This is a genomic window from Oceanobacillus sp. GQ8 (genome assembly GCF_059758495.1).
On record NZ_JCAXEV010000006.1, the window covers coordinates 300,749 to 323,638 of the forward strand.

26 protein-coding genes, 8 tRNA genes and 1 rRNA gene are annotated in these 22,890 nt (G+C 40.5%); 6 read left to right on the forward strand and 29 right to left on the reverse strand.

Annotated elements, in window-relative coordinates:
• The first annotated feature begins 507 nt into the window (after positions 1–507).
• On the forward strand, positions 508–774 hold the full coding sequence (locus tag AC6CHS_RS18645) for a DUF2642 domain-containing protein (RefSeq protein WP_498238217.1): 267 nt from the start codon (positions 508–510) through the stop codon (positions 772–774).
• Positions 775–781: 7 nt separating this feature from the next.
• Here the strand turns inward: AC6CHS_RS18645 and AC6CHS_RS18650 are convergent, their stop codons facing one another.
• The 8 genes from AC6CHS_RS18650 to sigW all read right to left on the reverse strand — a co-directional run bounded on the left by AC6CHS_RS18650 (position 782) and on the right by sigW (position 9,138).
• Entirely contained in the window at positions 782–1,324 is a 543-nt protein-coding gene (locus tag AC6CHS_RS18650) for a DUF2812 domain-containing protein (protein WP_498238218.1), read from the reverse strand.
• A gap of 445 nt (positions 1,325–1,769) precedes the next feature.
• Positions 1,770–3,557, reverse strand: a complete 1,788-nt coding sequence (locus AC6CHS_RS18655; protein ID WP_498238219.1) for a S9 family peptidase — start codon at positions 3,555–3,557, stop codon at positions 1,770–1,772.
• Between the two features lie 158 nt (positions 3,558–3,715).
• A complete protein-coding gene (locus AC6CHS_RS18660; protein ID WP_498238220.1) occupies positions 3,716–4,183 on the reverse strand; it encodes a DinB family protein in 468 nt (155 codons plus the stop codon).
• Between the two features lie 90 nt (positions 4,184–4,273).
• Positions 4,274–5,626, reverse strand: coding sequence for a phosphoglucosamine mutase (gene glmM, locus AC6CHS_RS18665; RefSeq protein WP_498238221.1), 1,353 nt, complete (start codon positions 5,624–5,626; stop codon positions 4,274–4,276).
• Between the two features lie 50 nt (positions 5,627–5,676).
• On the reverse strand, positions 5,677–6,903 hold the full coding sequence (locus AC6CHS_RS18670) for a CdaR family protein (protein ID WP_498238222.1): 1,227 nt from the start codon (positions 6,901–6,903) through the stop codon (positions 5,677–5,679).
• Complete coding sequence (gene cdaA / locus AC6CHS_RS18675; RefSeq protein ID WP_498238223.1) at positions 6,896–7,717, reverse strand: diadenylate cyclase CdaA; 822 nt, start codon at positions 7,715–7,717, stop codon at positions 6,896–6,898. The genes AC6CHS_RS18670 and cdaA overlap by 8 nt, the downstream gene beginning before the upstream one ends.
• Positions 7,718–7,926: 209 nt before the next feature.
• On the reverse strand, positions 7,927–8,559 hold the full coding sequence (gene rsiW, locus AC6CHS_RS18680) for an anti-sigma-W factor RsiW (RefSeq protein WP_498238224.1): 633 nt from the start codon (positions 8,557–8,559) through the stop codon (positions 7,927–7,929).
• Positions 8,560–8,574: 15 nt separating this feature from the next.
• A complete protein-coding gene (sigW, locus tag AC6CHS_RS18685) occupies positions 8,575–9,138 on the reverse strand; it encodes an RNA polymerase sigma factor SigW (protein ID WP_036576830.1) in 564 nt (187 codons plus the stop codon).
• A gap of 149 nt (positions 9,139–9,287) precedes the next feature.
• Here sigW and AC6CHS_RS18690 point away from each other — a divergent pair, with 149 nt between their 5' ends.
• Positions 9,288–9,437 (forward strand): aspartyl-phosphate phosphatase Spo0E family protein, encoded by a 150-nt coding sequence (locus AC6CHS_RS18690; RefSeq protein WP_106895463.1) that lies wholly within the window; start codon positions 9,288–9,290, stop codon positions 9,435–9,437.
• A 92-nt stretch (positions 9,438–9,529) separates the two neighbouring features.
• Here the strand turns inward: AC6CHS_RS18690 and rocF are convergent, their stop codons facing one another.
• The 11 genes from rocF to AC6CHS_RS18745 form a co-directional block, all read right to left on the reverse strand.
• The gene (gene rocF, locus AC6CHS_RS18695) at positions 9,530–10,435 is read right to left on the reverse strand and encodes an arginase (RefSeq protein ID WP_498238225.1); all 906 of its coding nucleotides are present in this window, start codon (positions 10,433–10,435) and stop codon (positions 9,530–9,532) included.
• Between the two features lie 229 nt (positions 10,436–10,664).
• Positions 10,665–11,765, reverse strand: a complete 1,101-nt coding sequence (locus AC6CHS_RS18700; protein ID WP_498238226.1) for a phosphomevalonate kinase — start codon at positions 11,763–11,765, stop codon at positions 10,665–10,667.
• Between the two features lie 13 nt (positions 11,766–11,778).
• Positions 11,779–12,753: a diphosphomevalonate decarboxylase gene (gene mvaD, locus AC6CHS_RS18705; RefSeq protein WP_498238227.1), complete on the reverse strand. Its 975-nt coding sequence runs from the start codon at positions 12,751–12,753 to the stop codon at positions 11,779–11,781.
• A gap of 17 nt (positions 12,754–12,770) precedes the next feature.
• On the reverse strand, positions 12,771–13,739 hold the full coding sequence (gene mvk / locus AC6CHS_RS18710) for a mevalonate kinase (RefSeq protein ID WP_036576824.1): 969 nt from the start codon (positions 13,737–13,739) through the stop codon (positions 12,771–12,773).
• On the reverse strand, positions 13,736–15,019 hold the full coding sequence (locus AC6CHS_RS18715) for a hydroxymethylglutaryl-CoA reductase, degradative (protein WP_498238228.1): 1,284 nt from the start codon (positions 15,017–15,019) through the stop codon (positions 13,736–13,738). Before AC6CHS_RS18715 ends, mvk begins: the two co-directional genes overlap by 4 nt.
• Before the next feature lie 245 nt (positions 15,020–15,264).
• Positions 15,265–15,337: transfer RNA gene (locus AC6CHS_RS18720), tRNA-Lys, on the reverse strand.
• Positions 15,338–15,370: 33 nt separating this feature from the next.
• Positions 15,371–15,445 (reverse strand) — tRNA-Gln (locus tag AC6CHS_RS18725).
• A gap of 12 nt (positions 15,446–15,457) precedes the next feature.
• Positions 15,458–15,542 (reverse strand) — tRNA-Tyr (locus AC6CHS_RS18730).
• A 44-nt stretch (positions 15,543–15,586) separates the two neighbouring features.
• Positions 15,587–15,662, reverse strand: a tRNA-Thr gene (locus AC6CHS_RS18735).
• A gap of 39 nt (positions 15,663–15,701) precedes the next feature.
• Positions 15,702–15,777 (reverse strand) — tRNA-Val (locus tag AC6CHS_RS18740).
• 24 nt (positions 15,778–15,801) lie between these two features.
• Positions 15,802–15,876: transfer RNA gene (locus tag AC6CHS_RS18745), tRNA-Glu, on the reverse strand.
• A gap of 332 nt (positions 15,877–16,208) precedes the next feature.
• On the opposite strand from AC6CHS_RS18745, the gene fabI reads away from it, so the two are divergent.
• Both fabI and AC6CHS_RS18755 read left to right on the forward strand, forming a co-directional pair.
• On the forward strand, positions 16,209–16,985 hold the full coding sequence (fabI, locus tag AC6CHS_RS18750) for an enoyl-ACP reductase FabI (protein ID WP_498238229.1): 777 nt from the start codon (positions 16,209–16,211) through the stop codon (positions 16,983–16,985).
• Between the two features lie 77 nt (positions 16,986–17,062).
• Positions 17,063–17,785, forward strand: coding sequence for a YwaF family protein (locus AC6CHS_RS18755; RefSeq protein WP_498238230.1), 723 nt, complete (start codon positions 17,063–17,065; stop codon positions 17,783–17,785).
• Between the two features lie 11 nt (positions 17,786–17,796).
• On the opposite strand, the gene AC6CHS_RS18760 is transcribed toward AC6CHS_RS18755, so the two are convergent.
• From AC6CHS_RS18760 to AC6CHS_RS18785, 6 genes are all read right to left on the reverse strand, one after another.
• Entirely contained in the window at positions 17,797–18,045 is a 249-nt protein-coding gene (locus AC6CHS_RS18760) for an atypical membrane-integrating protein (Mistic protein) (RefSeq protein ID WP_106895456.1), read from the reverse strand.
• 80 nt (positions 18,046–18,125) lie between these two features.
• Positions 18,126–18,905 (reverse strand): N-acetylmuramoyl-L-alanine amidase, encoded by a 780-nt coding sequence (locus AC6CHS_RS18765; protein ID WP_498238231.1) that lies wholly within the window; start codon positions 18,903–18,905, stop codon positions 18,126–18,128.
• 65 nt (positions 18,906–18,970) lie between these two features.
• On the reverse strand, positions 18,971–19,195 hold the full coding sequence (locus AC6CHS_RS18770; protein ID WP_498238232.1) for a phage holin: 225 nt from the start codon (positions 19,193–19,195) through the stop codon (positions 18,971–18,973).
• 23 nt (positions 19,196–19,218) lie between these two features.
• Positions 19,219–19,509, reverse strand: a complete 291-nt coding sequence (locus AC6CHS_RS18775; protein ID WP_498238233.1) for a hypothetical protein — start codon at positions 19,507–19,509, stop codon at positions 19,219–19,221.
• A gap of 179 nt (positions 19,510–19,688) precedes the next feature.
• The gene (locus tag AC6CHS_RS18780) at positions 19,689–20,105 is read right to left on the reverse strand and encodes a helix-turn-helix domain-containing protein (RefSeq protein WP_498238234.1); all 417 of its coding nucleotides are present in this window, start codon (positions 20,103–20,105) and stop codon (positions 19,689–19,691) included.
• On the reverse strand, positions 20,086–20,235 hold the full coding sequence (locus AC6CHS_RS18785; RefSeq protein ID WP_498238235.1) for a hypothetical protein: 150 nt from the start codon (positions 20,233–20,235) through the stop codon (positions 20,086–20,088). The genes AC6CHS_RS18780 and AC6CHS_RS18785 overlap by 20 nt, the downstream gene beginning before the upstream one ends.
• Positions 20,236–20,407: 172 nt before the next feature.
• Here AC6CHS_RS18785 and AC6CHS_RS18790 point away from each other — a divergent pair, with 172 nt between their 5' ends.
• Together AC6CHS_RS18790 and AC6CHS_RS18795 are read left to right on the forward strand one after the other, a co-directional pair.
• Positions 20,408–20,749, forward strand: a complete 342-nt coding sequence (locus AC6CHS_RS18790) for a helix-turn-helix domain-containing protein (RefSeq protein ID WP_498238236.1) — start codon at positions 20,408–20,410, stop codon at positions 20,747–20,749.
• Positions 20,750–20,856: 107 nt separating this feature from the next.
• Positions 20,857–21,327, forward strand: coding sequence for an ImmA/IrrE family metallo-endopeptidase (locus AC6CHS_RS18795; RefSeq protein WP_498238237.1), 471 nt, complete (start codon positions 20,857–20,859; stop codon positions 21,325–21,327).
• A gap of 174 nt (positions 21,328–21,501) precedes the next feature.
• Here AC6CHS_RS18795 and AC6CHS_RS18800 read toward each other — a convergent pair whose 3' ends face one another.
• The 4 genes from AC6CHS_RS18800 to rrf all read right to left on the reverse strand — a co-directional run bounded on the left by AC6CHS_RS18800 (position 21,502) and on the right by rrf (position 22,781).
• Positions 21,502–22,008, reverse strand: coding sequence for a CBO0543 family protein (locus tag AC6CHS_RS18800; protein ID WP_498238238.1), 507 nt, complete (start codon positions 22,006–22,008; stop codon positions 21,502–21,504).
• A gap of 423 nt (positions 22,009–22,431) precedes the next feature.
• A tRNA-Thr gene (locus AC6CHS_RS18805) sits at positions 22,432–22,504 on the reverse strand.
• Between the two features lie 11 nt (positions 22,505–22,515).
• Positions 22,516–22,590: transfer RNA gene (locus tag AC6CHS_RS18810), tRNA-Asn, on the reverse strand.
• 75 nt (positions 22,591–22,665) lie between these two features.
• Positions 22,666–22,781, reverse strand: a 5S ribosomal RNA gene (rrf, locus tag AC6CHS_RS18815).
• Positions 22,782–22,890: the final 109 nt, after the last annotated feature.

Below are 22,890 nucleotides of genomic sequence, written 5' to 3' on the forward strand. Positions count from 1 at the left end.
TCTCGTGATTGTTGTATGTCATCCTGTTCCTTTTTCCTTTGTCCAATAAGTTACCTTACTGTTTTAAGAAAAAGCATAACGATTGGGATGTACAACCGGGAGGCATCCGCCGAAATATCGATAACCTCCGACCTCGTCAACTATTATTCCTCACCGTTCGGAAAATAGTCCTGGCGCTTTGTCGTTCCGTTTTATTTACCGTTGCTCCTTTCTGTTTCAAAATCTTCCCACTGATCTTCCCACTGAAAATGGGTACACCACATTTTAACCTTTCCATTAATTGAAAGTCAATCATTATTTATGGTGTGTGATATTGTATGTTTTCTCCTTTCTTCCTGTTCATAACGGCATGGCCGTTCGCTAAAACAGATTAAAGCACAACAATCGCCCAGTTGGCATAGGTATAAATAAAATGTTTAGGTAGGAGATGGTAAAAATGAAGCGCGGGGACGCGAATCAAATGCATATGGAGCAAAAGCCAATTGACCAACCGGGCTATGTCATCAAATGCCGGCAGCGCACACAGAAATTTATCCAATCAAGGCTGTGCCACAACCAACAGCTTATATGACCCAGCTTGACCCGGTTTTTGTCCAGCATCTGAGTAGGCACCAAGGACAGCGGATGGCTTTGATGACAACAGCAGGAAGAATTGAAGGGGTAAATGCAGGAGTTGCAGTAGATCATATTCAACTAAATGTGGAAGACCGATCATTACACATACGTCTTTCCCAAATCATTTATTTTGAAGGGCCACTCGCTTCCTATCGGTAATGGCTGTCTACCAGAATGGCTTATTGCCTTTATACAAGTGGAGCGTGCAGTATGGGGCGATGGTCCAAAGTAAAACCGCAATGATAAGTGTTACCAGCCAGAACGGATTTGCTTCAATCGTTAGCATCCCATCAAAATATAAAGTAATGCCACTTAGCAGCAAGAAAAAGACTGTAGTTAAAGCGGCATAAGCTGTCATGCCTCCAAAAAGATAAAGCAAATTGCGGTTCCTTCTAATTAACCCTTCTCGAACAGGGAAGCTTTTACGATCCATGGTAGGTTTTTGCGTGCGCAGAATATACCAATTTTTCTGCTGTATGGCTAATTCCCAGCCATCTTTTTGTAATGGTAGGGATAGTGGATTCTTCTCTGATCTTTCATAAGCAATATGGTAATGTACTGCCGAGGAGGTTTCTTCCTTTTCAAATAAGAAAGAGCTAGTTACTGTTTGAATAGTGACCAATTGATAGCCATCTTGCGCCATACGGTCCAACCAGCTTTCCGTTTTCTTAATATCAAAGCTCCAGAACGGACGAAAGACTTTTTTCATTATCATCACCTCTCCCAGTCCTCTTTCTTTTATATTACTCAGAGAGATGGACAATTATGACAGCGTTGGGCTATTAGTGGCGTGTTGCAAACTTTAATTCGGTGGCGGTGCAGTGCTAATTCGGAGCCGAATTGTTCGTTGCTACTACGGCTGGGAGTTACAGTATATCGGCTGTGAACATAACTTATCGCTTTTGAGAGTGTATATATCAGCTGTGAGGCGCCCCGCATCGCCCTTGAGTGATGATACTTCGCCTTTGAGACGCCTTCTATCGGCCGAGAGCACTGCTTTATCGCTCTTGAATCGTCATATATCGGCTTTGAGATGGACTTCATCGCCTTTGCGCTACGCTAAGGGACGCGCATCACCCCCGCGCACCATTCAGCAAAAAAAAGCAGCACAAAGATCTAGCCTCTGCACTGCTTTTCGATCACGCTTACTTATTCTATTGGTGCTTTTCTAGGAATTCGAGCATTCTGCTATATACGTTAATCTCATTTTCCTTTTTAGAGAAGCCATGTCCTTCGTCTTCTAGGACGAGGTATTCTACATCGCGCCCTTCTTCTTCAAGTTTGGCAACGATTTGATCTGATTCTTCTTTTACTACGCGTGGGTCTTTTGCACCTTGAATGACAAGCATTGGCTTTTTCATGCCGTCAAGGTACGTCACAGGAGAATCTTTTACAAAACGCTCTTTATCACGTTCTGGATCTCCAAGCCAGCGATCCATGATTGGCTTCCAGTGTGGTGGTACTGAATTCACGAAGGTGAATAGATCAGATGGTCCAAAGATATCAACAACTGCTTTGAAGTATTCAGGATGGCGTCCATGAAGCAACAGTGCCATGTAACCACCATAGCTGCCACCAACAAGGAACAGTTTATCTTTGTCCGCATGATTGTTTTCGAACAGCCATTCAATACCAGCGACACAATCTAGGCGCGGGCCTTCTCCCCAATCCTGTTCCACTAGCTTCACAAACGAAGAGCCATAGCCAGTGCTTCCGCGGAAGTTCGGCGCAAAGATGGTATAACCGCGATTTAGGAAACATTGGAACATGGAGCGGAACATTTTTCGCTCAGATGCCTGTGGGCCACCATGTGGCCAGAAGATTGTATAGCCATTATCGTTCTCCGGCAGCGCTTTGAATAGCAACCCTTCAATTTCCATACCATCAAAGGATTTATAGGAGACGACATCTGGCTCTACCATATCTTCACTGTTGACACCAAGCACGCCGTTATTAGTCAACTGCTCCCAATCGCTTCCATTTGTCGTTTTGAAGATATTTGGAGGCACCGTAGCACTTCTTCCCAATAGATAAACGTTACCTGATTTGGTTACTTGCAGCTTATCAATCACATCAATGGGTGTAGATAATGTTTCGACTTTATCAGACTCTAAATCATAGCGATAAAGGACATCAACAACACCTTTTTCGGTAGCGAGGTAGAAGCTATTGCTTTCTTTATGCCATTTCAACGTTTCTACGCTTTCCCCTTCTATACTAAAAACGCTAGAGAATGCTTTTTCTTTTATCTCATATTTCGCTACATAACTATATTCACTTTCATAGTCTGTTACAAAATAAATCGTGTTTTCATCAACGAAGACAGGATCGAATACAACATGTACTTTATCCGGATCTGGAGTTAAGTAGTTGATTTCCTCTCCTACTTTGACAAACCCCGTTACATACGTATTGGCAAAAGAACGAACATAAACAAATGCCTGTTCATCATCCGATACTGCAGCCAAATCGGTTGGGGAGGTTTCTCCTTCATTTAATAGGGTGTCCGTGTCGTCTTCCAGATTACGTACACGTGCATTTAAAAAGGAAGGGTTACCCTCGGATGTCATATAATAAAGACGATTCCCATCATCACTTAAGTGTGCAAAGAAGTACTTTTCTTCAGCGTTCCCCGTCACAACTGGCTGTGGTAATCCACCAGTTGGAGGCAGGGCATATATCTGATGGTTTTCGTCTCCATCTTTATCATAACCCGCCAAGACATAGCGACCCTTTGGATCAAATTTCAAAAAGCTAATGGATTCATCATTATGTGCAAATAAGTAAGGGAAAGTATCTGGTAAATCCATTCCCCATACATTCACTTTGCCATTTAAATTAGAGCTAAATAAAAGTTTTTGCTCGTCACTGCTTACTGTAAAATTCGTGATTGCATACGTTCTGAAAAATTGTTCCACTGTTGGTTTTGGAAATTGTTTCATCGTATTGCCCCCTTAAAATTTAGAAAATTGTCTTTCTTCCCATTATACCGTATTTACACTAGATACGGTAGGAATTGGATCGTATTAATAGGTTAGCATGGTTGTAATCTGACAGGGACAGTCTCTGGATTGTTATGATCTCCGGCTGGAGGCGGAGTTCATGTGTGTATTAATTTTCTTATATAAGCAATTTGGCCAATATGATAGGCATTATGTGTGGTGGCATTTCCAATTAACTCCCACCATTTTGCCTCAACTGGAAACCCGTTTACATTGGCGTCTAGTTTTTTGTTATCTGTGAGCAATTCTTGCCAACTTAGAAGTACTCCAAGTAACTTTTCTTTTAATTTCAGAAAATCGTTTCCGGTTGTTATAAAAAAGCTTTCTGCATTATCCTCCACTGTATTGATAGCATGAAAATCCGCTTTTTCATACCGTTCTTGCCATACCTCGTTCCAATAAATGAGATGTTGGGTTATCTCCGCTATAGAGTGAGTTTGCTCGTTCGGCTTCCAAAAAGCTTCATCATCGGTTAGCCCCTCTACAACTTCTTGATAGGAAATATACCAGCTACGATCGTTTGCATTCGCTAATAGCTGATCTTTTAATAGACTCCTCACATGCACCTTCACCAGCCTCCTTCACTTATTTAATTAAACATTCAGATAATGAATCATAAACAAAAGCCGCTCCTCACTAAGAAGCGGCCATTTCTATTATTGTTTTTCCATACCAAGAAGCTCTTCAATTAAATCAACAACACGTTTTACGTACTTCTCACATTCTTCCTTCGTTGGTGCTTCTACCATGACACGTACAAGAGGTTCTGTACCAGATGGTCTTACTAAGACACGGCCATCCTCACCTAGTTCACGTTCCACTGCTTCAATTTCACTTAAAATGCGAGCATTTGTTAATGCCTCATTCTTATCTGTGACGCGCACATTCTTAAGTACCTGTGGAAAAATAGCCATTTCTCCTGCGAGCTCGGAAAGCTTTTTGCCTGTTTCCTTCATCACGTTTACTAGCTGAAGGGCAGAAAGCATACCATCGCCGGTTGTAATGTAATCAAGGAAAATGATGTGTCCTGACTGCTCCCCACCAAGGTTGTAGCCGCCTTTACGCATCTCTTCCATTACATAACGGTCTCCTACAGACGTTTTATCACTACGCAACCCATTTGCTTCCAAGGCTTTGTAGAAGCCAATGTTACTCATTACAGTAGAGACAACTGTGCTGTGTCGAAGGTTCCCCTTTTCTTTCAAATGCTTCGCACAAATGAACATGATTTGGTCTCCATCGACGATATTTCCCTTTTCATCAACAGCAATTAGGCGATCTCCGTCCCCATCAAAGGCTAGCCCAATATCTGCCCCTTTTTCCTGGACAAATTCCTGGAGTTTCTCTGGATGTGTAGAACCAAATCCGTCATTAATATTAAGACCGTCTGGAGACGAGCCAATTGAATGTATGTCTGCTTCAAGGTCAGCAAAAAGATGTGTTGCTAAACTAGATGTAGCGCCGTGAGCACAATCAACAGCAACCTTCAGTCCGTCAAAATCATTGTCTACTGTATCCTTCAAGAAGGAGAGATATTTTTGTCCACCTTCAAAGTAGTCGTTTACTGTACCAACATCTGCTCCAACTGGTCGTGGAAGATTATCTTCTTCCCCATCCATTAATGCTTCAATTTCATTTTCTTGGTCATCTGTTAGCTTAAAACCATCCGGACCGAAAAATTTGATCCCATTATCTTCTACTGGGTTATGGGAAGCAGAGATCATGACACCAGCTTGTGAGCTTGTTGCTTTTGTTAAGTAAGCAACCCCCGGTGTGGAAATAACCCCTAGACGCATGACTTCTGCGCCGATAGAAAGCAGCCCCGCAAGCATAGCCCCTTCTAACATGTGGCCAGAAATACGGGTGTCTCTCCCAATGATAATTTTTGGGCGTGGTGAATCTTTCGTTAAAACATGTCCGCCAAAACGTCCTAATTTAAAAGCAAGTTCTGGTGTAAGACCTTTGTTTGCAACTCCGCGAACACCATCTGTTCCAAAATATTTTCCCATATCGTTTCTCTCCTTTATTCCTTATCTACAAAAAGCTGTAAATGTACGTTTTATTCCGTAATTTCAATAGTGGCTTGTTCAAATTCAGGTACTACTTCTACCCCTTCAGGTCCTTCTACTGAGATAGGGACTTCATGTTCTCCTGGCTCCAGGTCACTAAGATCGATGAAAAATCGGAAATCATCTGCAGTTATTCCATCTACGTCTTCCTGGCTACCACTAATTGTTACATCCATTTCGCCACTTTCAGGGTCAAGGAACGTCGACTCAAACTCGTCCCCTAATCCTTCAATCTCAATTGGCAAAGACTCGAAAGTTCTAGTTTGCTCCAATTCCACGGAGACCTCAATCGTTTCGTTATTTGGTGCACTTGCTCCATCAGGCAAGGCTATATTTGCTTCGATCGTGCCTGACTCTGTAATTTCGGATAAATCAATTTCCTCTGTATTAATTGTCTCAATGTTTTCGAGAATACTACTTCTAGCAAACACTTCAACTTCTTCTACATTAGCAGAAATTGATGTAAGGGAATAGCCCTCAGGTAGTTCCCCATTTGTTTCAACACTTAGTGGAACAGTCTTACTTGGATTGTGAATGTCTGCTGATACAACCACATTTTCCGGTTGTACGTTTACACTCAATGGATTACCTTGACTATCATATACGTTTACAGGTACTTCCCTTCTGTCTATCGAACGATCAAGCCCTGCTAAATCCACATAAACCTTCACAATACCGATTCGGTCAATGACACTTTTAGCACTTGTGATGGTGACCGTACCTGGTTCTACTTCATAATCACCAAGCTCATAACCTTCAGCAAGTTTCCCTTCATTTAAGAAGTCTACAGCTACCTCAAATTCTTCTGTTGCTTTTTCTTCTATAACGACGTCAATTTGTTTCGGTTCAATATAGGCATCTATATCAGAAGAAATCGTATGTTGAAGTTCTACCCTATGTTCTCCCGCTTCATACCCTTCCAAATCAACAAAAACTTTAAAATTACGATTGGTAAGAACTGGAGTTAAAATACCTGGTGATCCCTCCATGGTAACTTTCACACTTTCTGGTACACCGCTTACTACATATTTTTCTGAATCTATCTCTATTTCAACTGGTACATCACTTATTGTCTGAGCATCATCTGATTGACTTGGGAAAGTAGAATCTGATGCTGTAGGCCGATTTGTTTCAACATTAACAAAGATATAAAGCAAAACTGCTAATGCCAGAGCTATAACACGAACAAACCATTTACTTCTGAACCAGTTATCCATTCTTTCTCCCCCTCCATTTCCAAGACTTCTTCTCAGAGGTTTTCAGATTTATGGATAAATTATCTTTCAGCATAGTACGTAGCTCTTCCGCCTCAAGTTCTCTGTGAAGTTCGCCATTTTTCGTACAAGAGATATTTCCTGTCTCCTCTGATACAACAATGGTTAGCGCATCGGTAACTTCACTAATTCCCATTGCCGCTCTATGCCTTGTCCCCAATTCCTTAGATATAAAAGGACTTTCGGATAATGGGAGATAACAGGCTGCCGCAACAATTTCTTCGGATTTAATAATGACCGCTCCGTCATGTAATGGGGTATTTGGGGTGAAGATATTGGTTAACAGTTGATGTGTCAGCTTACCGCCAATTGGAATACCCGTTTCTGCATAATCACCAATACCTGTCTCTCGTTCAATCGAGATAAGGGCACCAATACGGCGTTTTGCCATGTAAACACAGGATTGAATAATCGCATCAATATTCTGTTCAATAATCTCTTCTTCTGACCGGGACCCACGCCCAAATATGTTTCCACGTCCTAATTGCTCCAACGCTCGGCGTAGCTCAGGCTGGAACAGGATTATAATTACAATAAGCCCCCACCTGATCGCCTGGTTGGTTATCCATTGGATTGTCTGTAGTTCCAATACGATACTCAATAACCAGACAGCCAAAACAACAGCGATCCCTTTTAATAGCTGGATTGCCTTGGTGCCTCTGATTAACATGATCAGTTTGTATAAAATATACCAGACAAGAGCAATGTCCACGCCAATTCTCAGGAGCTGTAAAAGATCGAATCCCCCATCAAGCATATGTATCCATCCTTTTGCACATCATTTTCGTTCCACCGTTCTATAGATAGTAACGTTAACTATTATAACATATTTTGCCTTCAGACATGTGTAGAAAGATAAAACGATAATTAGGGTAAAATCTTGGGAATTCATTTTTCAAGGGACGTATTTTAACAAATAAAAAATCCCAAGTCCTTTTTTTAAAGACTTGAGATCGATATAATGATTTAAAATGCAAAGATACTTCTAAAAAAGTTTTTTAAATTATACCAAATCCATTCGAAGACCTGATCTACATGCTTTAATTCCCCATTTACATTCCCAACAGATGCCATTAACCCTTCACTTTCAATGGGGTTTTCAATAAGCTTGCCATTAATGAGGGTAACATTTCCATCAATGGTTCCCTTAATCACAAGATTACCATTTTTCACTAACAGGTCCCCTTCTACTGTTACATCTTCAGGCACAATCACCGTATCCCCTTCAATAACAAGGTTTTCCTGTTTGGAAACAACTAACTCACTATCCTGATTCCATGATGAAAAAATACCGCTCATCATAAAAACTAGAAATATGGCAGCTGCAGTAATAATGGGATGCGCTTTGAACCAACGTCCGTATTTCAGACGCTTTTTCTCAGTTGGAAGTTTTTTCATTACATTAGCAGTAAAATTAGCAGGCGCTTCTATATGTTCCGTACTTTGAAGCAGTGTGATCGTCCGCTTCAACTCACGAAAATGCTTCTGACAGTCTTCACATTCTTCCAGATGAAGACGCAGTTTCTTTTCTTCTTCGTTGGATAAATCGCCGTCCAAATACTGATGCATCAGTTTGGAGACTACATGATTACAATCCAAGTGAATCACACTCCTTTACACGTGACGAAGCCTTTTCCGTAAAGCTTCTCTCCCTCGATGGATCCGGGTCTTCACGGTTCCTAATGGAATATCCAGAATATCGCTAATTTCTTGTAGGGAGAATTCTTCCAAATAACGCAACATAATTATACTGCGATATTTCGGAGGAAGCTCTGAAATCTCTTGATGTATATAGCGCTGTAATTCCATACTCTCCACTTCTTCGCCAGGCAAACGGCCTTCATCAGCCATCTGTGAGTACATATTTAACCCTTCCGTTCCTTTAATCTCCGCATCTAGATAATAATCCGGCTTCCGTTTACGAATGCGGTCAATCGTTAGATTTGTTGCAATTCGATAGAGCCAAGTGGAAAATTTCCGTTTTTCATCAAAAGAATGGATGTTAACATATGCCCGAATAAAAGCTTCCTGTGCTATATCCTCCGCCTCGTGTGCATTACCAAGCATTCGATAGCAATGCTGATAGATTTTGCTTTGAAAAAATGAGACGATATCCTCAAAGGCGGATTGGTCCCCTTTTTTCACTTTTTTTATTTTCTCTCTTATAAATTGTTCCATACAAGTACCTCCGCCAATCATGCGGTATTTATCATACGTTTACTATGTAGAAAAGGTTTCATAAAAAATAAAAAAACTTTTTAGGTTTATCGTTCTAAGAAGATGGGTAGTTTCTTACTATATATTATACTAAATAGGAGGAAAGTTTTGTGAGTAATTCAACACTTTTACAAAAAATTGAACAATGTCGCGAAGAAATGCTTACATTAAGCAGGTCTCACGCCTTAACCTCAGAAGCTGTTGTAACCTCCAGTGTAAAATTAGACCAACTAATTAACGAATATCAAAACAACAAATAATTGTAAGTATGGTCACTATATACATCAAGATGTTAATCATAAATTGAAAAAGACATTAACACCCCTAAGGGCATTAAATGTCTTTTTTTGTTTTACTTTAATTTTTCACCAAACAAGGAACCCATCAATGCGACAGCTGTGGTGGCTGTTTTATTTTTCTCATCCAAGATCGGATTAACCTCGACAAATTCCGCTGAAGTGATGCATTCCGCTTCTGCGAGCATTTCCATTGCCAAATGACTCTCCCTATAGGACAATCCACCAATCACAGGTGTTCCGACTCCAGGAGCCTCTGAAGGATCCAGTCCATCCAAATCAAGGCTTAGATGCACTCCATCTGTTTTTTCTTTTAAGTATTGTATTGCTTCTTCCATAACGGCAGGCATACCCATGCGATCGATCTCATGCATCGAAAACACCTTAATCCCTTTTTCTTTTATTAGTGCCTTTTCACCAGGGTCCAGTGACCTTGCCCCAATGATGACAATGTTCTCTGGTTTTATCTTAGGTGTGTATGCAGCAATATTGGTTAACCTATCGTGGCCAATACCTAGGCTGACAGCAAGCGGCATGCCATGGATATTCCCTGATGGCGAAGTATCTTCTGAATTCAAATCACCGTGTGCATCGTACCAAATAACCCCTAGGTTCTCATAATGCTTTGATATTCCAGCAAGACTGCCAATTGCAATACTATGGTCTCCACCGAATACTAACGGGAAATTACCAGTTTGGATTTCTTTATCTACCATCTCGGAAAGCTTTTCATTTGCTTCAATTACTTGATCGAGATTTTTTAAATTGTTCTCCGCATTTATGGCTTGCTCCATGGATGGCCTATTTATTGGAATATCCCCTAAATCATGTACCTTTATATCCAGTTCATCCAGCTTTTCAATTGCGCCAGCATAGCGCAGAGCACTCGGTCCCATATCAACCCCACGTCGACTTTGCCCAAGATCCATAGGAACCCCAATAATTGAAATATCTTTTTTCATGTAAGCGCCTCCTCTATCTCTATTGTAGCCAAAAACCAAGGGATGACTCAACTCCACATTTGCATGAATATATATACAGAAAATTTAGGTTAAAGTGGGATGGTTAGTGTGTAGAGTGGTTGATTGGGTAGCATTTGAGGTCGATTGAGAGTGCGGAGTGGTTGATTGGAAGGCTATAACACCTATTCTAATGAACGACAAAAAAACAACTACATCAAATGTAGCTGTCTTAGGAATCGCTTATACTCGCTCCAACCGTGGAAGGCTTAATGGACAATGGCGTAATGCCTGCTTTTTCCCATGCCTTCATTAGTTCATCGGCTTTTTCCTCTGATGGCATGAACGCAATTCCGCAATCGCCACCTCCGGCTCCTGACGATTTACCTGCACCGCCATGTTCCTCCGCTAAATCACACAAGGTGCGAAGCAAAGGTGTTTCAATGGCTATGTTTGCCTGTCTTCCAACCTCGGATAGTGCTGTTCTGTTTTGTTTTACACCCGCTAACAATAAGACAACATCTTCTTGTTCCATGCCTTTTAGAAACGTAGATACTGCTTTTTCACTAGCATCGAGAAAGTCTTGGTAAGCGTTGGGGTTGCTGTCTTTAAGCAACATCAACTCATCTACCAGTTTGGCAGTGGAAGCGGGTTTTCCAGTCCATCCCACACAGACGTATACTGTGTCGGGCATGCCTACTGGCTTTAGCGAAAGATACTTCCAATCCTGTTCTACCAATTCACTTAAATTGCTCGTTTGTTTATATGCATCTTTAAGCCAATCTGCCTGAAATGATACATATTGTAAAAAGCCCCCATATGCTGAGGCAGCAACATCCGCTCCAGAACCATTTCCTTGAACATTCACATGTGCCAGTGCTGAAAGCTTAAACAATAGTTCCTGTTTATATGTAGGTAAATATTTTTTTAAAATAGCAGTAATAACAGAGGTTACGACCGCAGCGCTTGAACCCAAGCCATATTTTAAACCGGAGGCATCATCTAGCTCACTTTTAACCGAAATGGCAAAAGACCCAGGCTTAATATTCTGCTCATGAAGATAGGCCATTGCAATACGCATGGCCTCTTGTACAAATACTGTTTTTGGATTATCCGTATGTATTATAAGGCTCCCTTTTTCGAAGTCCCATTTAAGGTCCTCCAATTGAAAGTCATGAAGTGACACACGATTCTGCTCGCTCTCTTCAATGGTGGTATATACATAACGATTAACCGCCATTACCACTAATTGGTGATATGGTTCCAAAACGGCAAATTCGCCCGCTATCATTAACTTCCCAGGTACCTTTATTGTCATCGGTGAATGTGGCAATGGATTTCATCCCTTACAGATAGGTTACTCCCTGCCCAGGTCGGCTTAATCGAATATCGGCAACACCTGGAATGTTTCGGAGTGTATTTTCAATTACTTCCTCGTTTTCCGGTAAGTATAATACTTTCACGTTAGGTCCTGCATCAATTGTAAAATAGGCAGGTATCCCTTTTTCGCGCAAATCTCTCACCGTTTGCATGACAGTCATTGTCGTATCATGCCAATATGTAAATGGCGGGTTAGCACCAAGTGTGGTCGCGTGCATTTTTAGACAGTTTGCCTCAGCCACTTCTCCCACCTTTTGAAAGTCCCGTTCTTTAATTCCTTCTTTAATCTGGCTCATATCAGTAGGAATGCTATTAAGCCAGCCCTGATAAAATGGGGAAGTTTCTACAGTGCGTTTCATTCCAGCCCGACTCGAAACTTTTTTCGCTGTAGATGACAAAACAACTGCTGCAACTCGCAGATCCCAGTGCTCTGCTGGGGCGATAGGAACCGCAAAGGAATCACTTCCATCTTCCTCTGCACCCATTTCCCATTCGGCAAACCCTCCATAGATGGAACGGCAGGCTGAGCCTGAGCCTTGTCGAGTCAATGCGGAAAGTTCTCGATCTGACATGTTTAGCCCAATCGCCTTTGTACCAGCCGCTGCCAATGCAGCAAAACCAGAGGCAGATGAAGCAAATCCTGCAGCTGTCGGAACTTCATTTGTAGAATCGACCGCTGCATACAAAGACTTCCCTGCCTGTTGTCGAATAAGGTCAAGAAATCCAGATACACGTCTATATTGCTCCCCTTCCACAGCACGTTCATTTAAAATGAATTTGTCTTGGGTATACTCCTCCGAAAAATGTACGGTTGTAGTGGTAAAAAAGCCATCCAGCGTTAAAGAGAGTGAGCTGTTGGTTGGTAGTATAATGGATTCGTTTCGTTTTCCCCAATATTTAATCAAGGCAATATTTGTATGTGCTTTAGCTGTTGCCTTCATAATAGTCCCCTTTTTTACTATTTCTTATGGTGCCTTTTGAGCACGAATGGCCATACAGCATGTGCACCAAATTTTCTTAATTTCTCAGCAAGCAATCTTGAATGTACTTCATTTTGAGCAAGAGCAATAATACAACCGCCGTTACCGCCGCCTGTCAACTTCGCTCCAAGAGCACCTTCTTCACGTGCAAATTCAATAAGCTTGTTTAATCCTGTAGTACTAACTCCTAAGGCTTCTAACTCTTTCTGTGCCTCGTTCAGCATTTGACCAAGCAAATGCTTCCCTCTTTTCTCCAGCGCATCCTTAGCCTGATGGGTTAACTCTCCGATGCGGTCAAGCTTCCGTTGGATTTTACGAGGAGCCACGCGAAGTAAATGCGCTACAGATTCTACTGCCATTCTTGTATCTCCAATGCTGCCTGAATCAGCAACAACGAAATGAAAATCATCATTTAACTCAATGAACTCTGTAGGATTATCCTTTTCATACCATACAGGTAATTCAGAAGTAATCGTTAACGTATCAATGCCACTAGGCGCTCCGTGCGCAAACGTTTCTGCAATGTTTGCAAGCTTAAGAAGCTCCTCATCTGTGTGATCAATACTTGCATATGCGAATAATGATCGAATAACAGAGATCGCGACAGATGCACTAGAACCAAGTCCTTTTCCAGGAGGGACCGAGGATTTAATCCGAATTAACAGATCCGCTTCCGGCATTTCAAGGTATTCAAGGGTTCCACTAATACAACTGGCAATTCCTTGCAAGGATTCAGGAGCTAAATCCAGGGGTCCATGATAAAACGTGCTATCAATCACGACCGGCCCTGGCTCGTGTTCTACTATAGATTCTACACCTACCAAAGGAAACGGGATAGCGATAGCGGGTTGTCCGTGTACAACTGCATGCTCCCCAATTAGAATCAGTTTACTATGAGCTATTCCTATAGCTGTTTGTTCTGTAGTTGTAGCTTTTTCTGCACTCATTTTTTAATTTGTTCCACCAATTCTTTAGCTTTTCCGACACGGATTTCGTTTAGTTCCACTAACTTTCCTGCAACGATATCAATCATCTCCCCAGAAGCCCCTGCCGCTATTGCAACAGAGCGAGAATGTAATGCCATATGTCCTTTTTGAATACCATCTGTTACTAACGCTTTAAGCGCTCCAAGGTTTTGCGCTAATCCAACGGCAACAATGACCTGAGCCAATTCTTGTGCTGATTCCACATTCAATATATTTTGCGCTACCTTTGCAATAGGATGCACACGTATAGCGCCACCTACAGTTCCGACTGACATAGGCAATTCTAGTTCACCAACTAGGTTTCCCTCACTGTCCGTAGACCATGTAGTCATGGAACTATATTGTCCTGTTCTTGCTGCATAGGCATGTGCCCCAGCCTCAACTGCACGCCAATCATTTCCCGTAGCAATGACGATAGGATCAATTCCATTCATAATTCCTTTATTATGCGTGACCGCACGATAAGGGTCTGATGCTGCAAATTCGTATGCATGCACAACACCATCCCGTACTTCTTCACCAGAAAAGTCACCTGATTGAAGTAAATTGGCAGGAATGACACAGCGTGCCCGCGCAAGACATCTATCTGCATAATTAGAAAGAATTCTTAAGTAAACCTTCCCGTTTGTTAACGTCTCGACAGTAGGTGCTAATGACTCCACCATAGTATTAATTATATTCGCGCCCATTGCGTCACATGTATTTACATACAAATGCACAACGAGCATTTTACCATAAGCCGAATCAGACGCTTCGTTTAAGATCCTTACTTCCAGATCCTCAGCTCCCCCGCCTCTAGCAACCAGGCTTGGATAAGCAGCGTTAGCATCCTCAATAAGTGAGTCCTTTTCCCCTAGTAAGGATGCCTTAGCAGCGTCCAAATCAGGAGCACCCACTACTTGAATTTGCCCGATCATCACTCTTTCCGTGGCTTCCGTAGTGAATCCACCGGCTTCTCGAACAATCTTAGCAATATAACTGGCTGACGCTACCACAGATGGTTCTTCAATAGCCATTGGTACTACATATTCTTTCCCATTTATTAAGAAGTTCAATCCTACTCCTAAAGGAAGAGGGTATGTTCCAATCACATTTTCAATCATTTTATCTGCGGTTTCAGTAGAGAGCGGTTCATTGAAAGCTGCTGAGTCATTCGCAGAAAATTGTTGGGCATCTTGTAATAACTCTCTACGTTCTGCAACCGTCTTATTGTAGAAGCCTGGGATCCGGGAAGTTTTCATACGTCTTCATCCTTTTGTATACAATAATTATATATATAAACTTCGTATCAATTTTGTTAATAAAGTCTTAAATCTAACTTATTATAACACGTTTGGCATCTATATTTCCTTAAATAAAATCACTGTAACTATTATGTAAAAAAACGTGGTAAAATGCAAATAAACAAGGTTGTTTAACAATAAAAACGACCCTGTTTATCTACAATTACCATATTTATGTTGTTCACTATCGTTAAATAAAATGATGAGCCATGAAGGATTCGAACCTTCGACCCTCTGATTAAAAGTCAGATGCTCTACCAACTGAGCTAATGGCTCGTTTCCAAAAAAAAAGGCCTTAAAATAAAAAAATGGCTGGGCTACCAGGATTCGAACCTGGGATACACGGGATCAAAACCCGATGCCTTACCGCTTGGCTATAGCCCAACAATATAAAAATGGTGGAGGGGGGCAGATTCGAACTGCCGAACCCTGAGGGAGCGGATTTACAGTCCGCCGCGTTTAGCCACTTCGCTACCCCTCCGTATTGTTAACTATAAATTAATTATTATACATAAAAAGAAAAAATGGTGCCGGCCAGAGGACTTGAACCCCCAACCTACTGATTACAAGTCAGTTGCTCTACCAGTTGAGCTAGGCCGGCATAGGAATTTATCTCACCATGTATACCAGGGCATAATAATGGTGGAGGATGCAGGGCTCGAACCTGCGACCCCCTGCTTGTAAGGCAGGTGCTCTCCCAGCTGAGCTAATCCTCCATCAAGTCATGGTTCAATAAAATTTGGTGACCCGTACGGGATTCGAACCCGTGTTACCGCCGTGAAAGGGCGGTGTCTTAACCGCTTGACCAACGGGCCATAGAAATAAATTAAGATCGTGATTTAAAAGTAAATCGACAATTTGTTACATATCTCTCAAACCAACGAATTTTATTATAGCTTTTTCCTTACACTTTGTAAAGAGGAAAATACAATTTTTTTATCTTTTTTTCACTTGCTTCAAAATATGTTGAAACAACGCCGTTCTAGCCGACATATTTAGCAAAATTAATAGTTGGATTTAATCCATTTCCAACAAAACGTTCTAAAGAACTATCTTGTTTTTAACCGCTAGAGTTACTCAACATACTTTCTAATTGTAATTCAATTAGGTTATAATATAGAAGATCATTATAATGGAGGTATTTTTTATGTCTAATTTAATGCAAGGCAAGAATGTAGTCGTCATGGGTGTTGCAAGCGAACGAAGTATTGCCTGGGGAATAACAAAGTCATTACATAACGCAGGAGCAAACCTGATTTTTACTAACAGACAGGAACGTTCTTATCAAAAACTAACAAAGTTATTAGAAAAAAATAGTATAGAGCCAAAATTAATTGTATCATGCGATGTTGCGAGTGATGAAAGTATTACAGGTGCATTTGATGAGATAAAGGAGAAAGTTGGCGTCATTCACGGCGTGGTTCATTCCGTAGCATTCGCCAAGCGTGAGGAGCTTAAGGGCGAGTATGCTGATACATCACGCGACGGTTTCTTACTAGCACAGGAAATTAGTGCATTTTCTCTAGTGGCTGTAACAAAAGCTGCTAAACCACTTATGACAGAGGGTGGTAGCATTGTTACACAGACCTATCTTGGAGCAGAAAGAGTAATCCAAAATTACAATGTGATGGGTGTTGCCAAAGCTTCCTTAGAAGCAAGCATGCGTTACTTAGCAGAAGACGTTGGGAAGTATGGAATCCGTGTTAATGCCGTTTCAGCTGGTCCAATTAGAACTTTATCTGCAAAGGGTGTCGGCGGCTTTAATGAAAAACTTGGTATTATCGAAGAAAAAGCTCCGCTACGCAGAAATGTGGATCAGGATCAGGTAGGAGATGCTACTCTATTCTTCCTAAGTGACCTAGCTAGAGGGGTTACTGGAGAAGTCATGCACGTAGATTCCGGATACCACATTATCGGTGGATAATAAGATAGAACAGAAGACGCTTCTTTGCATTTCATCTTGCAAAAAGCGTCTTTTATTTTAGGGGGGATGTTATATATATGTATGATGCTTTCTTTTCTGTTGAAGGAAGCACATTTATTTCCTTCGATACGTCTCATCTAATTATGCTATTCATTTATTTAGTAGGCTTTATACTACTTATTCTTTTTAGCACGTTAAAAACAAGATCTAGCTATGGCCGTATTTATACCATGATAAAATGGTTCCTTTTCATTCTATTAGTACTATCAGAGGTTAGCTATCAAGCTTGGTCAGCAACTAGTGGAATCTGGAGTTTTAGGGAATATATCCCCTTGCATCTATGCGGTGTTGCTAGCATTACAGCAGCGATAGCTCTCTTACTTCAGAGCAAAAAACTTGCCACTTTAACTTTCTACATCGGATTTATTCCAGCCTTACTGGCGTTAATTACACCGGAGTTACCTTATGATTTTCCACATTTCCGTTTCTGGAAATTCTTTTTGCATCACACTGCCATATCTTGGGCGAACCTGTTTTTAATTCTCACAAGTTCTATCTCTTTAAAATACAGCTCCATGCTCAAATGCTATGGTTTACTACTCATCTACGCTGCATTTATTGGCTTTATCATCAATCCAGCTTTGGATTCTAATTACCTCTACCTCCGGGACACACCATTATCAAACACACCGTTAGACTATTTCGGTGATGGCGTGCTTTATTATGTAAATTTATGCCTAGTGGCACTTGCTGTCTTTTCGCTCCAATGGAGAATCGTTCGCTTCTTTAAAAAGGCCTAGAATTTCTTGTTTTACGGGGACTCATTCAAGTCCAGCCAGGATAACATTTCCGCAATTATAGAATTGATTTTTTGGTCAATAACTTCTTCACCATACTTTTCTTTAGCTCGCGTAATATTTTTTAACACTTCTTCGTTTAAGTCAATAACAGGGTTATCCTTCTCAAGCTCGTTGAACAGTTCTATCATTGCTTCGTTTCCTTCTTGTATACGGTCTATTGCATCACTATATTTCTGATAATCTTTTTCGTTAGCTTTCATTTTTTCATCACCTCTTTCTAGCTTAACCAAAAGCAAGTAATTTCATTTGATTTGGGAGGGGAAAATCCCCCTCCCTTGATTTATCTGGTGTAGTATCTTACATAATTAGGGTTAGCCGTGATATACAAGCCACTTTTAATTTGATACATATACCCACCGTCTACCGGGAACCTGTCCCGAATAACGGTAAACACTTCTCCACGATTTACAACCACGGCACGATCATTCCAATCAGCAGTGTTGTACGTCCAAAGAGAGTCTGTCACGATTTCGACGTATCCCTGACCAGTTCCACCATCATCCTTCTTTACCAATCCAAGATAAGAGGCAATCGAATCAGCTAGTGCTTTCCCGGTATTATCCATGACCCCATTGTTACGCATTTTTACAATATCAATCGTAGAATCCATAAACCCACCTTCAATAAGGATGGCTGGCATATTTGATTCTCGTAACATATGAAAGTTTGCCGACTTGACGCCACGATCCCGTAATCCCATCGCTGTTACAATACTCGGGTGTATAGCTTGAGCTAGGGTATTACCAGAAGAGGATCCAGGATAATGATACGTTTCGGTACCTGTCCAAGTTCCCCACTGTCCTGTATTGGCATTATGATGATAGGATACCAAGATATCAGCATTGGCGTTGTTTGCTTTATTCGTTCTCGTTGTTAACGGTACGTCTGTGTTTCCTGTAGGGTCATCCAACCTCACGATAGTAGCGTTCTCGTAACCTCCAAGGTAGTTAATAGCAGCCGAAACCACCTTATTGTTAAAGCTCCATTCTCTTTCTCCTGCAGGTGTTCTCTTTCCCGGTGTGTTAATTCCATGTCCTGCTCCAATTGCAATAATAGCCATAATAAATCTCCTCCTTGATATTTTATATTAGAAAAACGGCTTGCCCGTGTGGACTAGCCGTTTGACTACTTTGCCAAATGATATTTTTTTAGTACTAGTTTTTGCTGTTCACCTTTTGCTGTAAGGTAATTATTTTTAAACCATGACCACACAGAGACAGAGAAACATAACAAGTATGCTATCGTTTGCTCATCCATCACGGGAATCGGCTGCAAGTTATAGTGATTGAGCAGCACATTCGTCCACGATATTACAAGGGCGACCGTGCGTACGACCGTTCCTCTATCCATTTCATCACCTCCCTCTTTTTAATTCATATACCAAACGTCAACAGAAAAAATAGAATTTGACATACAAACGCCCCAATCATAGAGATTAGGGCGATTCCCAAGTGCCTTGAGCTAGTCTGAATGGAGATGATTTTACTATTGTTCTCGGTAGAACGATAGTTTGCCTCGTCTGCAATTTTCTTTGTCTTGGCGAGTGTTTCTTTAATATCTTCTATTTGATCTATTTTTCCATTTAACTCCGCCAACGACACCTTCACTTCCGTAAGCACTGTCATAAATTCCTTCAAATTTTCCTGTTCCTTTTGATTTAGCATTCCCAACCTCCCTTCAAGACGTAGTAGTGTCCTTTTCTTTTCATTTGTTAAAATGAAAACGTCTTTACCTAGCAATGTTTTACTTAGGAAAGACGCTAAAAAGGAATAGTATCTCCAACAGGAACATTTGTTCTATTCCTGTTAATCCGATTATACATCTCTCTTGTTATTCTTGTCATCTACTGAGCAGAGTGTGTAAAGTGTGAAATTTTCCGAACTATCTCATCCTTCACATGATAGACCTGCCTTCTTGATAAACCCATATGCTGGCTAATCGCACTGATTGTCATTCCATCTAACATACATTCTAAAATGGCCTTTTCCCTGGGATCTTCAATGACTTCCATTCTTTCTTGGATATATAGTATCTTTTTCTCTAATTTCATAATCCATCCACTCTTCTTCTCCCTACGTAATACTTCTTGTCCAACAGGATCACTAACCGTTCCTTTTGCTTTAGGAAGGGTTGACTCAATACCAGAAGAGGAAACTAGCTTTAAACCTATCTCTTCTTCAAGCACATCGCGCTGCCTTTTAATTTCTTTAATCATCCAATGATAGTCTTTCAATGTGCGCTCAATCTGTTTTTCGTTCATTAAACCCCGCCCCCTTTTCAAATAATAATTGTGCATACTTACTTCTCTTAATAGGAGAGAGAACACCGCTTCGTTTATCCTTTCTTACGTCACTGACAATCCATCTAACAGCACTCATCATTTTATCCATAGATTTACCCCCTTGTTATTGTAAAACATGTTAGAATATAATAGAACGCGTGTTCCTATATTATATTTCTAAAACAGAAATGTAAAGAGGACTTTAGGGCTAAAAATAATAATTTGTTTCACTAACAGAAACTATGTTAGGATATAGAGGATATAGGAAAGGGTTGTTCACGGTGAATTTAGGGGAAAGAATTGTCCAATTGCGAGAGAGACAAAGGTGGAGTCAACGAGAACTTGCCAAACGCGTTCAATTAAATGTGAGTGTTATGAATCGTATTGAGCTAGGGGAAAGGCCTGTTAAAGACCATGAGCTTAGCCGTATAGCAACAATCCTCGAAGTAACTACAGACTATCTTCTTGGGAGATCAGAGAATCCTTCCATGTCTGAAAAACAGAAATTTGAGGCATTTCGGAATGACCCTTCTCTCGAGAGGTGGTATAAAACGTTACCACAAAATAGTGAAGAAGATTTGCGCAGGTTAAAAAGGATTTGGGAAGCATTCAAGGAAGAGTAAGTTATCTTGCTAAAGACTCTTTGCCGGTTGTTAGGTGTACAAATAATGGTACACCTCCTTTTATAACTTAAAAACGAACATACATTCTTTTTCAAGGAGGCATTACTATGTTTTACACTAGGACAGAAAAATTTGTTAAGGACCTTTTGCTATCTTTTAACATAAGAAAGCCTGCAGACTTAGGGATTGATAAAGTAGCGGATGCTCTTCAAGTTACGGTACATTTATGGGAGTTTGGTAGTGAAGCGATATGTAGGAATGGAAAATATATTATCTTCTTAAATGAGCAAAAGAATGAAAGAGTTCAGTGGCAAGAATTTACCCATGAAGTTGGACATATTATGTGGCATGTAGGAAGGCAAGAGCTATTACCTCCCAGCTTTATTGAATTACAGGAATGGCAGGCAAACTATTTCAGCTGCCACCTATGCATTCCCACCTTTATGTTGGAAGAAAGTACTTTGAAAATGACACCGTATAAGCTCATGGAATTATTTAATGTAGAGTATGCATTTGCTTGTAAGCGTATGGAGATGTTGGAGAATAAAAGGGGACTTTGCAGAAGTAACCTTTCTTGATTTATAGAGGGCCGAAAACGTCTAGAATAGAAAATAAAAAGGCCTTAACTCGAGTTGAGTAAAGACCTTTCTTATAAGTGCTTCCAATCGACGATTAGTATAGTTCACTGTGGCTTAAACATGCTTAGTTATAAAATGCAGAAAATTATTTTGGACATTAAGGCCTAAAAGGGATCATTGTTTTCGAGTTTGAGATATTTCTTCATCATAATTGTCTATTTTATAAAAAAGGCTAGCTACAATATAGATAAAAAGGAAAATAAAGAAATCATAAAATGTCGGCCAACCTCTTGGGTTATAAAACCCGATGGCCTCAAATAAATTCATCCCACCAAACGCTGCGATACCTGCAAAAATTACTCCTTTGAAAAACAAATTAACTTTCGGTCCAACTTGTAGAACAAACATAACTGCAACAGGAGCTAATGACAAATGATAAGGCAGAAACAATACTGGAGATATAGGTAGGAATTTCATAGGGTAGGACCAAAGGCCATAAGACATTGCAATAAGATCAATTAATAGAGACAGAATGATGGTAATAAATCCGGCCAATAGAAGACGACCAGTGCTCTTCTTACTCCTGAACACAATCCATATAATCCAGGGAAAAATAAATAACCCAATATCTAACCACCATTGCCAAGTAAATAAAAAAGCGTTAAATATTGCATCTGTCATCATCTGGTTCACTCAACTAATTAGTTATATGCTCTGTCTGTTTGTTTCAACCCTTGTTCGACGGTCATTTATTTCCCACCTTACCTTTTTGTTACTTATTGTCTACGTCCCTACTACCTTTATTCATTGGAGACAAGACTTTTATTTAATATAGAAGGAAACTCAAATAGTAAAGGTTAGAAATACTTAAGTATGAACGATTGAAGAATCACTATGATAGAAATTTTACAAATGCCCTTATAAGTGTGATGGGCTATATACGGATGTATCTGATAGGTTGTTAAGTTGTTAATAAAAAGAAAAATCCTCACTCTCAAATTTCGAGGGCTTTTCTTTTTATATCTTCGGCTGAAAAATATATAAGTAAACAAAAAAGGCTTTTACTTTGGAGTAAAAGCCTTATATATCGAGGGGGTTTAGATAAGCTTCCAAGCGGATTCGAACCGCTGACCCCTTCCTTACCATGGAAGTGCTCTACCTGCTGAGCTATGGAAGCAGACATAAAAATGGCTCCACAGGTAGGATTCGAACCTACGACCGATCGGTTAACAGCCGATTGCTCTACCACTGAGCTACTGTGGAATAATAATAAATTACTATAACAATCTTATTATGTACATGGTGACCGATTATTATACGCAATATATAAAAAAATAGGCCTGGCGGCGTCCTACTCTTGCAGGGGCAAAGCCCCAACTACCATCGGCGCTGGAGAACTTAACTTCTGTGTTCGGCATGAGAACAGGTGTGACCTCTCCGCTATTACTACCAGACCTAATTCATATAGGTCATTTTGTGTTTCTCATAGAAAGAAAATGAATCACTTCAAACTTCCTTGATAACTGACCATATTATATGCATTTTCATCAAAAAATGCAAGGG

Coding starts and splice junctions, on each gene's coding strand:
- mvaD (WP_498238227.1), bottom strand. CDS start 12,753: ATGAAGGCAACAGCTAAAGCACATACAAATATTGCCTTGATTAAATAT.
- cdaA (WP_498238223.1), bottom strand. CDS start 7,717: ATGCTTGATGGGGGATTCGATCTTTTACAGCTCCTGAGAATTGGCGTG.
- glmM (WP_498238221.1), bottom strand. CDS start 5,626: ATGGGAAAATATTTTGGAACAGATGGTGTTCGCGGAGTTGCAAACAAA.
- rocF (WP_498238225.1), bottom strand. CDS start 10,435: ATGAAAAAAGATATTTCAATTATTGGGGTTCCTATGGATCTTGGGCAA.
- sigW (WP_036576830.1), bottom strand. CDS start 9,138: ATGGAACAATTTATAAGAGAGAAAATAAAAAAAGTGAAAAAAGGGGAC.
- AC6CHS_RS18760 (WP_106895456.1), bottom strand. CDS start 18,045: ATGAAAGCTAACGAAAAAGATTATCAGAAATATAGTGATGCAATAGAC.
- AC6CHS_RS18670 (WP_498238222.1), bottom strand. CDS start 6,903: ATGGATAACTGGTTCAGAAGTAAATGGTTTGTTCGTGTTATAGCTCTG.
- AC6CHS_RS18645 (WP_498238217.1), top strand. CDS start 508: ATGCCGGCAGCGCACACAGAAATTTATCCAATCAAGGCTGTGCCACAA.
- AC6CHS_RS18770 (WP_498238232.1), bottom strand. CDS start 19,195: ATGGATAGAGGAACGGTCGTACGCACGGTCGCCCTTGTAATATCGTGG.
- AC6CHS_RS18755 (WP_498238230.1), top strand. CDS start 17,063: ATGTATGATGCTTTCTTTTCTGTTGAAGGAAGCACATTTATTTCCTTC.
- AC6CHS_RS18780 (WP_498238234.1), bottom strand. CDS start 20,105: ATGAACGAAAAACAGATTGAGCGCACATTGAAAGACTATCATTGGATG.
- AC6CHS_RS18715 (WP_498238228.1), bottom strand. CDS start 15,019: ATGAAAACTTCCCGGATCCCAGGCTTCTACAATAAGACGGTTGCAGAA.
- fabI (WP_498238229.1), top strand. CDS start 16,209: ATGTCTAATTTAATGCAAGGCAAGAATGTAGTCGTCATGGGTGTTGCA.
- AC6CHS_RS18785 (WP_498238235.1), bottom strand. CDS start 20,235: ATGGATAAAATGATGAGTGCTGTTAGATGGATTGTCAGTGACGTAAGA.
- AC6CHS_RS18765 (WP_498238231.1), bottom strand. CDS start 18,905: ATGGCTATTATTGCAATTGGAGCAGGACATGGAATTAACACACCGGGA.
- AC6CHS_RS18795 (WP_498238237.1), top strand. CDS start 20,857: ATGTTTTACACTAGGACAGAAAAATTTGTTAAGGACCTTTTGCTATCT.
- AC6CHS_RS18650 (WP_498238218.1), bottom strand. CDS start 1,324: ATGAAAAAAGTCTTTCGTCCGTTCTGGAGCTTTGATATTAAGAAAACG.
- AC6CHS_RS18655 (WP_498238219.1), bottom strand. CDS start 3,557: ATGAAACAATTTCCAAAACCAACAGTGGAACAATTTTTCAGAACGTAT.
- mvk (WP_036576824.1), bottom strand. CDS start 13,739: ATGAGTGCAGAAAAAGCTACAACTACAGAACAAACAGCTATAGGAATA.
- AC6CHS_RS18775 (WP_498238233.1), bottom strand. CDS start 19,509: ATGCTAAATCAAAAGGAACAGGAAAATTTGAAGGAATTTATGACAGTG.
- AC6CHS_RS18800 (WP_498238238.1), bottom strand. CDS start 22,008: ATGACAGATGCAATATTTAACGCTTTTTTATTTACTTGGCAATGGTGG.